The organism is Brachybacterium sp. EE-P12 (assembly GCF_003711805.1).
Classification (GTDB): Bacteria; Actinomycetota; Actinomycetes; order Actinomycetales; family Dermabacteraceae; genus Brachybacterium.
In genome coordinates, this window is the sequence record NZ_QXCP01000004.1 from 975,371 (window position 1) to 987,195 (window position 11,825).

Annotated in this window: 11 protein-coding genes; 10 read left to right on the forward strand and 1 reads right to left on the reverse strand. The window is 72.2% G+C overall.

All coding sequences use genetic code 11. The features are described from left to right. The first annotated feature begins 10 nt into the window (after positions 1-10). The 9 genes from D1648_RS07525 (at position 11) to D1648_RS07565 (ending at position 9,098) form a co-directional block, all read left to right on the forward strand. Positions 11-820, forward strand: coding sequence for a MazG nucleotide pyrophosphohydrolase domain-containing protein (locus D1648_RS07525; RefSeq protein ID WP_122940172.1), 810 nt, complete (start codon positions 11-13; stop codon positions 818-820). A gap of 160 nt (positions 821-980) precedes the next feature. Then, positions 981-2,264, forward strand: a complete 1,284-nt coding sequence (gene eno / locus D1648_RS07530) for a phosphopyruvate hydratase (protein WP_122940174.1) — start codon at positions 981-983, stop codon at positions 2,262-2,264. A gap of 65 nt (positions 2,265-2,329) precedes the next feature. Next, on the forward strand, positions 2,330-3,043 hold the full coding sequence (locus D1648_RS17875; RefSeq protein ID WP_164518614.1) for a septum formation initiator family protein: 714 nt from the start codon (positions 2,330-2,332) through the stop codon (positions 3,041-3,043). After that, positions 3,040-3,600, forward strand: coding sequence for a DUF501 domain-containing protein (locus D1648_RS07540; protein WP_122940178.1), 561 nt, complete (start codon positions 3,040-3,042; stop codon positions 3,598-3,600). Before D1648_RS17875 ends, D1648_RS07540 begins: the two co-directional genes overlap by 4 nt. Beyond that, positions 3,597-4,550 (forward strand): exopolyphosphatase, encoded by a 954-nt coding sequence (locus D1648_RS07545; protein ID WP_122940180.1) that lies wholly within the window; start codon positions 3,597-3,599, stop codon positions 4,548-4,550. Before D1648_RS07540 ends, D1648_RS07545 begins: the two co-directional genes overlap by 4 nt. 112 nt (positions 4,551-4,662) lie before the next feature. After that, positions 4,663-6,036, forward strand: a complete 1,374-nt coding sequence (locus D1648_RS07550; protein WP_122940183.1) for an NAD(P)/FAD-dependent oxidoreductase — start codon at positions 4,663-4,665, stop codon at positions 6,034-6,036. A gap of 175 nt (positions 6,037-6,211) precedes the next feature. After that, entirely contained in the window at positions 6,212-7,009 is a 798-nt protein-coding gene (nagB, locus tag D1648_RS07555) for a glucosamine-6-phosphate deaminase (RefSeq protein ID WP_122940185.1), read from the forward strand. Positions 7,010-7,089: 80 nt separating this feature from the next. Beyond that, positions 7,090-8,604, forward strand: a complete 1,515-nt coding sequence (locus D1648_RS07560) for an NCS2 family permease (RefSeq protein WP_122940187.1) — start codon at positions 7,090-7,092, stop codon at positions 8,602-8,604. Then, complete coding sequence (locus D1648_RS07565; protein ID WP_241155388.1) at positions 8,601-9,098, forward strand: MarR family winged helix-turn-helix transcriptional regulator; 498 nt, start codon at positions 8,601-8,603, stop codon at positions 9,096-9,098. Before D1648_RS07560 ends, D1648_RS07565 begins: the two co-directional genes overlap by 4 nt. 188 nt (positions 9,099-9,286) lie before the next feature. Here D1648_RS07565 and serC read toward each other — a convergent pair whose 3' ends face one another. Further along, positions 9,287-10,456 carry a phosphoserine transaminase gene (serC, locus tag D1648_RS07570; RefSeq protein ID WP_122940189.1) on the reverse strand — a complete coding sequence of 390 codons (1,170 nt, stop codon included), beginning with the start codon at positions 10,454-10,456 and terminating at the stop codon, positions 9,287-9,289. Positions 10,457-10,676: 220 nt separating this feature from the next. Between serC and D1648_RS07575 the strand changes: the two genes are divergently transcribed. Then, positions 10,677-11,375: a demethylmenaquinone methyltransferase gene (locus D1648_RS07575; protein WP_122940339.1), complete on the forward strand. Its 699-nt coding sequence runs from the start codon at positions 10,677-10,679 to the stop codon at positions 11,373-11,375. Positions 11,376-11,825: the final 450 nt, after the last annotated feature.

The following is an 11,825-nucleotide window of genomic DNA, read 5'->3' on the forward strand; positions in this document are numbered from 1 at the left end:
CCTTCCTCGCGTGAGCACGCCGCAGAGCCCCGTCCCCTCCGCCCCCGATGCCGCCGCGCCCGCGCCCCGCGGCCATGCCCTGCTGCGCGCGGTCGAGGTGATGGAGGCGCTGCGGGCGCCGACCGGCGACGCCTGGACCCACCGGCAGACCCACGCCTCCCTCGCCCGCTACCTGCTCGAGGAGACCCACGAGGTCCTCGAGGTGATCGACGACCCCGCCGCTCACGGGCCCGGCGCCCTCGCCGACGAGCTCGGCGACCTGCTCTTCCAGATCCTCTTCCATGCGCGCGTGGGCCAGGAGGAGGACCCGGCCTGGGACGTCGACGACGTGGCGCGCGCCTTCGTCGCCAAGATGGAGCGGCGCAATCCCCACATCTTCGGCGAGCATGCCGAGAAGGTGCTCGAGGACCCCTCCGACGTCGAGGAGATCATCGCCCAGTGGCACGCGGTCAAGGCGCGCGAGGCGGCCGCAGCGGCCGGTGCAGACGGGGCAGGCGGGGCAGGCGCCGCCGCGGGCTCGCCGCGACCCCGCGGCTGGGCCGACGGGATCCCCGCGCAGCTGCCCGCCCTGCAGACCGCGGCGAAGATCGTCCACCGGGCCCGTTCGGCGGGCGGGCTCGGCGAGCTCCTCGCAGCGGCCGACGCCGCGTCGGACGCCGAGGACTCCGCCGACTGGGGCGGCGAGCTCGGGCGCTCGCTGCTCGACCTGGTCGTCGCCGCCGAGGCACGCGACGAGGACCCCGAGACCGCGCTGCGGGCCCTCCTGGCCCGGACCGTGCGTGAGCTCGGCCCGCACGCCGGGACCCCGCCACAGCCCTGACCTGCCGGGCCGCGCCCGGCCCGGGAGCGGGGCGCGTGCCGCAAGCCGCCCGGCGCCGTCCACGGGGAGCGTCACGGGCACGAGTCGGCCTAGACTGTCGGGCGGACGGTCAGCGCCGACCGGACGATTCGAACTTCATCACCGAAGGAAGGAACAGCCCATGGCAGCCCTGATCGAAGCACTGCTCGCCCGAGAGATCCTCGACTCCCGCGGCAACCCCACCGTCGAGGTCGAGATCCTGCTCGACGACGGCACGTTCGAGCGGGCCGCGGTCCCCTCCGGCGCGTCCACCGGCCAGTTCGAGGCCGTCGAGCGCCGTGACGGCGACAAGGGCCGGTACCTCGGCAAGGGCGTCCTCGACGCGGTCAACGCCGTGATCGTCGACATCCTCCCCGCCATCCACGGCATGGACGTCCAGGAGCAGCGGGCGATCGATCAGGCGATGCTCGACCTGGACGGCACCAAGAACAAGGGCACCATCGGCGCGAACGCCGTCCTCGGCGTCTCCCTCGCCGTCGCGCGTGCTGCGGCGCAGTCCGCGGGAGTCCCGCTCTATCAGTACGTCGGCGGCCCGAACGCGCACATCCTGCCCGTCCCGATGATGAACATCCTCAACGGCGGCTCCCATGCGGACTCCAACGTCGACATCCAGGAGTTCATGATCGCGCCCATCGGCGCGCCCACCTTCTCCGAGGCGATGCGCGTCGGCGCCGAGGTCTACCACGCGCTGAAGGCGGTGCTCAAGGAGCGCGGGCTCGCCACCGGTCTCGGCGACGAGGGCGGCTTCGCCCCGAACCTCGAGTCCAACCGCGCCGCCCTCGATCTGATCGTCGAGGCCATCGGTCGAGCCGGTTTCGAGGCCGGCAAGGACGTGGCGCTCGCGCTCGACGTCGCGGCCTCGGAGTTCTTCGAGGACGGCGCCTACACCTTCGAGGGTGCGAAGAAGACCGCCGCCGAGCTGGTCGACTACTACGCCGAGCTGGTGGACTCCTACCCGCTGGTCTCCATCGAGGATCCGCTGGACGAGGAGGACTGGGAGGGCTGGAAGGCCATCACCGAGCGCCTCGGCGCGAAGACCCAGCTGGTCGGCGACGATCTCTTCGTCACCAACCCCGAGCGCCTCGGCCGCGGCATCGACGAGGGCGCGGGCAACGCGCTGCTGGTGAAGGTCAACCAGATCGGCACGCTCTCCGAGACCCTCGACGCCGTCGACCTCGCCCATCGCGCGGGCTTTAAGGCGATGATGTCCCACCGCTCCGGCGAGACCGAGGACACCACCATCGCCGATCTCTCCGTCGCCACGAACTGCGGGCAGATCAAGTCCGGTGCCCCGGCCCGCGGCGAGCGCGTGGCCAAGTACAACCAGCTGCTGCGCATCGAGGAGGAGCTCGGCGAGGCCGCTCGCTACGCCGGCGCCTCCGCCTTCCCCCGCTACAGCGCCTGATCGCCCCGCCGGGACCCCGCGTTTCCGACACGGGGATCCCAGGCGGAGGCCGTATCCTCTAGCGCATGAGCAGCAGACGACCGGGCGCCCCGCGATCGACGAGGCGCCCGGTCGCCGCGTCCGGGGCCCGCCGCCCGGGCGCGCGGCCGGGCTCCCGCCCCGCGGCGTCCCCCGGTCGCGGCGGCGGTCGATCCGGCGGCGCCCGATCCTCCGGTGCCTCGGGAACGGGCGGAGACCGCAGCCGCGGCCCGGCCCCCGCTTCCCGCCCCGCCGGGACCGCCGCGTCCGTCGGCGAGCAGGACGGTCCGGGCATCACGATCACCCGGCGCACCCTCGTGCTGGTCGCCCTCGTCGTGATCGCTCTGGCGGCGCTCGTGCCGACGGTGAACTCCTATGTCGCGCAGCGCCAGCAGCTCTCCGAGCTGCAGAGCCAGGTCTCCCAGCAGGAGGCCCAGGTCGAGGACCTCCGGGCGCAGGTCGCCCGCTGGGAGGACCCGACCTACGTCGCGGCCCGTGCCCGCGAGCGCCTCCTGTTCGCGATGCCGGGGGAGACCCAGTACCGCCTCACCGACACCTCCGGACAGGACGTCCCCCTCACCGAGGCGCAGCAGGCCGAGGAGGCCGCGAAGGAGGGGGAGTGGTTCTCCACCCTCTGGGAGAGCGTGGAGGGCTCCAGCCGCCTCACCCCGGAGGACATCCCCGACGAGCCCGGCTCGACCGACGGGGACGTCCCCGAGCAGGACCCCGCCGAGACCACCGACCAGGACGCCGACCAGTGACCACCCTCGCCCCCCTGCCCTTCGAGACCCCTGCCGCCCCGCACGACCTCGAGGTCATGCGGGACCAGCTCGGCCGTGACATGCGCGGGGTGGTCTCGATCGCCCGTCGCTGCGGCTGCGGGCGACCCGCCGTGGTCCGCACCGCGCCGCGGCTCGAGGACGGCACCCCCTTCCCGACCTCCCTCTACCTCACCCTGCCCTGGCTCACGCTCGAGCTCTCGCGGCTCGAGGCGACGGGGCTGATGGCCGAGCTCACCGAGCGCCTGGGGGAGGACGCCGAGCTGGCCGCCGCGTATCGCGCCGCGCACGAGCGCTATCTCGCCCGACGCGACGAGGTCGGGCAGGCCGAGGAGGTCGCCCATGTCAGCGCCGGCGGCATGCCCACCCGGGTGAAGTGCCTGCACGCGCTGGCCGGCCAGTCCCTCTCCGAGGGAGAGGGCGTCAACCCCGTGGGCGACGAGGTGCTGGCGATGATCGACGGCGCCGTCCCCGAGCTCGTGTGCCGCTGCCGCGAGGACCCGCAGGACCGGCACGACCCGCAGGAGGAGACCCGATGAGCGCCCCCGTCGCCGCGATCGACTGCGGCACCAACTCGATCCGTCTGCTGATCGCCCGGCGCGACGAGGCCAGCGGCCGCCTCGTCGATCTCGAGCGGCGCCTGGAGATGGTGCGGCTGGGCCTCGGGGTGGACCGCACGGGCCGCTTCGACCCCGTCGCGGTCGAGCGCACCCTGGACGCGGCCCGCCGCTACCGGGAGCTCGTGGACCACCACGGCGTGCGCCGCGAGGACATCCGCTTCGTCGCCACCTCCGCCACGCGCGACGCCGCCAACCGCGACGAGTTCATCTCCGGCGTCGAGCAGATCCTCGGCGTCACCCCCGAGGTCATCACCGGCCAGGAGGAGGCCGAGCTCTCCTTCCGCGGCGCCGTCAGCACCGTCGAGGGACTGCCCGAGGGGCCCGCCCTCGTCGTCGACATCGGCGGCGGCTCCACCGAGCTGGTCCTCGGCACCGACGCCCCCACGCACCGCATCAGCCTGGACATCGGCTCCGTCCGCCTCACCGAGCGCCACCTGCGCACGGACCCGCCGACCCCGGCGGAGATCGCCGCCGCCACCGCGGACGTCGACGCGCTCCTGGACGAGGCCGCCGCCGCGATCCCGTTCGGCGACGTGGCCGCCCTCGTCGGCGTCGCCGGGACCGTGACGACCGTCACCGCGGTCGCCGTCGGGATCCGGGACTATCGTCCCGACGTCACCCACGGGGCGAGTCTCGAGGTCGCGCAGGTGCGCCGGGTCTGCGAGACGCTGCTGGGCCAGACCCGGGAGGAGCGCGCCCGCCACCAGGTCATCCATCCCGGACGGATCGACGTGATCGGTGCCGGTGCCCTGATCTGGTCGCGCGTGGTCGAGCGGGTCGCCGCCGCCACGTCGATCACCTCGACACGCACCAGCGAGCACGACATCCTCGACGGCATCGCCCTGGACCTGCTCGAGCACGTTCCCTGATCCGCCGGTGCCACGGCGCGCGGCCCGTTCCGCGAGCACGCCGGAGCAGGACGCGCCGATCGTCTGACGGGCCGCTTTTGTCTCAGGGACGCGACGGTTCTAGGCTGAGCCCATGACCAACACCTTCGGCGGCAAGCCCCATGTCCTCATCCTCGGCGGCGGTTCCGTCGGCATGACCACCGCGTCCGAGCTGCGCAAGACGCTCGGTGCGGAGGTCGCGATCACCATCGTCGACCCGCGCCCGTACATGACCTACGCGCCCTTCCTCCCCGAGGTCGGCGCCGGCAGCATCGATCCCCGCAACGTCCTCGCGCCGCTGCGCAAGATCCTCACCGGCACCAAGGTCGTCACCGGCTCCGTCGCCGCGATCCGCAGCGCCGAGCACACGGTGGTCGTGGACACCGAGGAGGGCGAGCAGCTCGAGATCTCCTACGACTACCTCGTCGTGGGCCTCGGCGCGGTGCCGCGGCTGCTGCCCATCCCCGGTCTGGCCGAGAACGCCATCGGCTTCAAGCAGGTCGAGGAGGCCACGGCCGTGCGCGACCGCATCCTCGCGAACCTCGCCGAGGCGGCGACCACCAAGGATCCCAAGCTGCGCAAGCGCCTGCTGACCTTCACCTTCATCGGCGGTGGCTTCGCCGGCGGCGAGGCCGTGTCCGAGGCCGAGGACATGGTGCGCGATGCCCTGCGCTACTACCCGGACCTCCACTCCTCCGACATCCGCTTCGTGCTGGTCGACGGTGCGCCGTTCATCTTCCCCGAGCTCACCGAGGACCAGCGCGCCTACGTGCTGAACCAGCTGCGCGAGCGCGGCATCGAGGTCAAGCTCGAGACCTTCCTGAACTCCGCCGAGAACGGCGTGATCAAGACCAGCGACGGCGACGAGTTCGAGACCGACCTGCTGGTGTGGAACGCGGGCGTCAAGCCGAACCCCGTCCTCTTCGACGAGGAGACCTCCGATCTCCCCGTCGTCCGCGAGCGCGGGCCGCTCATGGGCAAGGTCCAGGTGCTCCCGGACCTGCGTGTCAACGGCGAGGACGGCGCGATCGACGACGTCTTCGCCGCCGGCGACTGCGCCGCGGTGCCGGATCTCGCCTCCGGGGAGGGCAAGTTCTGCCCGCCGAATGCCCAGCACGCGGTGCGCCAGGCCAAGCGCCTGGCGGACAACATCGCCCGCTCCGTGCAGGGTCGTCCGCTCGTGGACTACTACCACAAGAACCTCGGCGTCTTCGCGACCCTGGGCATGTACAAGGGCGTCGGCCGTCTGATGCTCGGCGAGAAGGAGCTCGACATCCGCGGCCTGCCGGCCTGGGCGATGGCGCGCTCCTACCACCTGTACGCGATGCCGACCATCGGCCGGAAGGTCTCCGTCGCCGCCGGCTGGGTGGGCAACCTCGTCTCCCGGCGCGACATCATCGGCATCCCCCAGGCCGAGACCCCGCGCGCCGCCTTCGAGCTCGCCGCCGGCTCCGGCAAGAAGAAGTGACCCGCTCGGGGCGCCCCTGACCGCGCCCCGCGCACCCGCGACGCCGCCGTTCCCGACAGGGACGGCGGCGTCGTCGCGTCGCGCCGGGATGAGCGAGTATCCTCGGGTCAGCAGTCAAACGAGCAGGAACGAGCACTGAGCAGCAGCCGGCCCCAGGCCGGGGAGGGGTAGGACCATGCAGATCCACATCGTGCAGGACGCCGAGGCGGGCGGCGTCGTCGCCGCTGACGCCGTGCAGCGGGTCCTGGAGGAGCAGCGCGCGACCGGCCCGGTGCTGGGACTGGCCACCGGCTCCTCCCCTCTGCCCGCCTACGCCGAGCTCATCCGCCGCCACCGCGAGGAGGGGCTGTCCTTCGCCGCGGCGCGCGCCTTCCTGCTCGACGAGTACGTGGGCCTGCCGGACGAGCACGAGCAGAGCTACCACCGCTTCATCCGCGAGCAGCTCATCTCCGCGATCGACATGCCGGACGAGAACGTCGCCTCGCCCGACGGCACCGCGAGCGACCCGCACGCCGAGGCCGCGGCCTACGACCGCCGCATCGCGGAGGCAGGGGGAGTGGACCTGCAGATCCTCGGGATCGGCTCGAACGGCCACATCGCCTTCAACGAGCCCGGCAGCTCGCTCGGCTCCCGCACGCGCGTGGTGGGCCTGACCCGCTCGACGATCGCCGACAACTCGCGCTACTTCGCGAGCCGTGAGGACGTCCCCGTCCAGGCGCTCAGCCAGGGCCTCGGCACGATCCTCGAGGCGCGGCGGATCGTGCTGGTGGCGAGCGGGGAGAACAAGGCCGCGGCCGTCGCACAGCTCGTCGAGGGCGGGATCAGCTCCCGCTGGCCCGCGACCGTGCTGCAGATGCACCCGGAGGTGCTGGTCGTGGTGGACGAGGCCGCCGCGTCCCGGCTCGAGCTCCACGAGGACTATCGCCACGAGCGCGCGCTCGAGGAGGGCGAGCTCGCCTCCCGCCGCCGCTGAGACCGATACCACCGGACCTCGGCGGCCACCGAGCCTCCGAGCCGGGGTCCGGCGGGTCCGGGGCCGATACGATCGCCTTCATGCAGCAGGCTGATCCCTCTCCCACCCCGTCTTCCTCGGGGACCGCGGTCCTGACCGACGACCCGCCCCGCGGCGCTCTCGACCGCTGGTTCCACCTCTCCGCGCGTGGCTCCACCGTTCCCCGCGAGATCCGCGGCGGACTGGTCACCTTCTTCTCGATGTGCTACATCGTGGTGCTGAACCCACTGATCATCGGCACCGTCCCGGATTCCACCGGGATGTACCTCGGCGGCGGCGCGGAGCCGAACCTGCCCGCGGTCGCCGCGGGCACCGCCCTCATCGCGGGACTGCTGAGCATCTTCATGGGGGCCTGGGCGAAGTTCCCGCTCGCGCTCGCGACGGGCCTCGGGCTGAACGCCTACATCGCCTATTCCGTCGTGCCGCTGCCCGGGATGACCTGGGGCGGCGCGATGGGGCTGGTCGTGATCGAGGGCGTGGTGATCCTGCTCCTGGTCCTCTCGGGCTTCCGTCGGGCCGTCTTCGCCGCGGTGCCCGCCTTCCTCAAGACCGCCATCGCGGTGGGCATCGGTCTGTTCATCGCCTTCCTGGGGCTGTTCAACGCGAAGTTCGTGACCACCGCGAACGGCACCCCGGTCCAGCTCGGCAACGACGGCTCCCTCACCGGATGGCCCACGCTGGTGTTCGTCATCGGCCTGCTGCTGATGCTCGTGCTCTGGGTGCGCAAGGTGCCCGGCGCCATCCTCATCTCGATCGTCGCCGCGACCGTGCTGTCGATCGTCCTGGAGCGCGTGCTGCACCTGGGCGCCTTCGCCCCGGCGGGCGCCGACGGACCCGGCAATCCCGGCGGCTGGGCCATGAACGTCCCCGCTGTCACCGAGTTCCCGATCCAGCTGCCCGACTTCGCGACGCTGTTCACCGTCGATCCCGTCGGCGGAGTCACCGCAGCCGGCGTGATCGGCGCGAGCGTCATCGTCTTCTCGCTGCTGCTGGCCGACTTCTTCGACACGATGGGCACGATGGTCGGGGTCGCCGCGGCCGGCGACATCACCGACGAGGAGGGCGAGATCCCGCACGCCCAGCGCATCCTCGTGGTCGACTCGGTCGCCGCGATCGCGGGCGGCGTGGGCGGCGTCTCCTCGAACACGAGCTTCGTCGAGTCCACGTCGGGCGTCGCCGAGGGCGCCCGCACGGGCCTGTCCGCCGTGATCGTCGGGATCCTGTTCCTGCTGTCGACCTTCCTCTCGCCGCTGGTGGGCATGGTGCCCTACGAGGCGGCGACCCCGGCGCTGGTGATGGTGGGCTTCCTGATGATGACCCAGATCACCGACATCGACTTCAGCGACGTGGAGATCGCGATCCCGGCCTTCCTCACGATCATCCTGATGCCCTTCGCGTACTCGATCACCGTCGGGATGGGCGCGGGGTTCATCGTGTACGTGCTGCTGAAGGTCATGCGCGGCAAGGCGCGGGAGATCCACTGGCTGCTGTACGTGATCGCACTGATGTTCGTCGCCTACTTCCTGCGCGGCGCGGTCGAGGGCCTGCTGCTGTGAGTCCGGGCGAACCGGAGCGGCCGGGGCGGCAGGAGCACACGGCGCAGCCGGACCAGGCGGAGCAGGCGGAGATCGCCGAGCTCGCGGTGGAGCTGCAGCGCCTCCTGCTGGTGTCCTCGCGGATCCTGCGCTCGCACACCGCCTCCCAGGCGGTCTCCGCCTCGCAGTTCTCGGTGCTCGCGCACCTCGATCGGGCGGGGGAGTCGACTCCGGGCGCTCTCGCCGACTTCGAGCACGTCAGCCCGCCGGTGATGACGCGGGTGCTGGGCCGACTGGGGCGAGCCGGCCTGGTCGACCGCACCGCCCATCCCGAGGACGGCCGGCAGGTGCGCGTCACGCTCACCGCGGCGGGCCGCGAGCTCGTGCGGGCAGGCCGCGCCGAGCGCGACGCCTGGCTCCGCTCCCGGCTCGACGGGATCAGCGCCGCCGAGCGCGAGAGCCTGCGCGAGGCGACCGCGCTGCTGCGCCGCACGCTCGTCCCGCCCCGCGACTGAGCACAGCGCAGGTCCGCGACCGAGCAGCGCCCCGGCAGGCGAGCGAGCACAGCTCCGGTCCGAGGCCGAGCACCGCTGGACCCGTGCCGCCGACCGAGGAGGAGGGCCCAGTCAGAGGACGGGGCCCTCCTCGTCTGCGTGCTCCGGGCGGGCCTTCGCACCGGCGCACGCCCGCCCGGGCGGGGTGCTCAGGAGAGCGCGTCGGCCGAGCGGTCCAGCACGTGGTCGAGCACGGCGATGAGCGCGGCGACGTCCGCCTCGTCCACCGCGGGGAAGGTCGCGATGCGCAGCTGGTTGCGCCCGAGCTTGCGGTAGGGCTCGATGTCGACCACGCCGTGCGCACGCAGCACCGAGGTGATCGCGGTGGCGTCGATCGACTCGTCGACGTCGAGGGTCGTCACGACCTGCGAGCGCGCCGCGGGATCGGCGACGAACGGCGTGATCTCCTCACGCCGCGCCGCCCAGGCCTGCAGCATCCCGCTCGTCGCCCGGGTCCGGGCGTCGGCCCAGGCCAGACCGCCCTGGGCGAGGATCCAGTCGATCTGCTCCGCCATCAGCACGAGCGTCGCGACCGCGGGCGTGTTCAGCGTCTGGTCCTTGCGCGAGTTGTCGATCGCGGCGGTGAGGGAGAGGAACGAGGGGATCCAGCGGTCCTCGGCACCGCCCAGTCGCTCGGCCCGCTGGATCGCGGCCGGGGAGAGGAGCGAGATCCACAGGCCGCCGTCGGAGGCGAAGGCCTTCTGGGGCGCGAAGTAGTACGCATCGGTCGCGGAGACGTCCACCAGCGCGGCACCGGCCACGGAGGTCGCGTCCACGAGCACCAGCTGATCCTCGCGAGCACCCTCGGGGCGTGAGACCGGCACCATCACACCGGTCGAGGTCTCGTTGTGGGGCCACGCGTAGGCATCCACCTCGTCGGAGGCCTGCGGGACGGGGCAGGTGCCGGGCTCGGCACGCAGCACCTCCGGCGCGGCGAGGTGCGGCGCGCCCGCGGACTCGGTCGCGAACTTCTGGGAGAACTCCCCGAGCACGAGATGCTGGGAGCGGTTCTCGATCAGTCCGAAGGCCGCCACGTCCCAGAACGCGGTCGAGCCGCCGTTGCCGAGCACGACCTCGTAGCCCTCCGGCAGGGAGAACAGCTCGGCGAGGCCCCGACGCACGCGTGCCACGACGTCCTTCACCGCCGCCTGGCGGTGCGAGGTGCCCATCACCGTGCGGGAGCTCGCGGACAGCGCCTCCATCTGCGCGTCCCGCACCCGAGAGGGGCCCGAGCCGAAGCGTCCGTCGGCGGGCAGGAGCTCCGAGGGGATGGTCAGGGCGCGCAGTGCGTCCGTGCGAGCGGTGCTGGCAGCAGTCATTCGAGGTCTCCTCACGAGGACGGTCCGGACCGTCGACGTGCCGCGGCGGCCCGCGACCATTGTTCCAGGCTCGCGCGATCCGACCGCGGACGGTCCGGGAGACGCCGCGGACGTGCCTGCCCTCGCCCGCCCTCGCGCCGCGACCTCGTGGACGGAGCGGCCCTGCTCACCGTGGCCAGGGATGAACGCCGAGCGCCTCGGGGCGTGGGAGGATCAGGGCATGAGCCGTGCCGATCTCGAGAAGCAGCCGTATGACGTCGCGACCATGTTCGACGGCATCGCTCGCCGCTACGACCTGATGAACGACCTCGCCGCGATGGGACAGGTCGGCATGTGGCGCGAGAAGATGGTCGAGTCCCTCGAGCTCGCGCCCGGTGATCCCGTCCTCGATCTGGCGGCCGGCACCGGCACGTCCAGCGGGGCCATCGCACGGGCCGGCGGCCGTGTCGTCGCCGCCGACTTCTCGCTGGGGATGATGACCGAGGGGCGCCGTCGGGGCGTCCCCGTCCCGTTCGTCGGGGCCGACGCCCAGCACCTGCCCTTCGCCGACGACTCCTTCGAGGCCGCCGTCATCTCCTTCGGCCTGCGCAACGTGCACGCGCCCCGGACAGCCCTCGCCGAGATGACCCGAGTGGTGCGACCCGGCGGACGGGTCGTGGTCTGCGAGTTCTCGACCCCGACCTGGGGACCGTTCCGCGCCGTCTACGAGAACTACCTGCTGCGCGCTCTGCCGGCCGTCGCCCGACGGGTCGCCACGAGCGCCGACGCCTACGACTACCTCGCCGAGTCGATCCTCGACTGGCCGGACCAGATGGAGCTCGCGGAGTGGTTCCGAGAGGCAGGGCTCGAGGAGGTCCGTCACAGGAACCTCAGCGGTGGCATCGTGGCACTGCACCGCGGAATCGTCCCCGCCCTCTGAGGGGGACGGCGGGCGCTCCGCCCGCGGCCGGCGACCGACCCCTTCCTAGGCGCCATGACCAGCAGGGACGCGCTGCACGCGAGGGAACGACACCCACCGCACGCAGCCCGACGGGGCAGGTGTGGCCGAGGCCACCTCGGAAACGGCTGTTCTGGCTTGACGGGGCGTTCGGGGGTGCGTAATGTTCTTCCTCGTGCCCAGGAGATCGGGACAGCGGATCGGCCGGTGGTCGAGGAAGCGGTTCTGGTCCTGACCTGGGGCGGAAGGTTCTCCGAGGAGGATCGCGGCGCGGATCACACCGCAGCGATTTGACTCGGGGGAGCGGAAGTCCTAAGTTAGCAGGGTTGCCTCGGAGCGAAGAACTCGGAAGGGTTTCGGAGCACTGAGTGCGCGTGTTGCTTGATATCTCAATAGCGTGTCTGTTTATCGATGCCATTATTTTGAATGGCA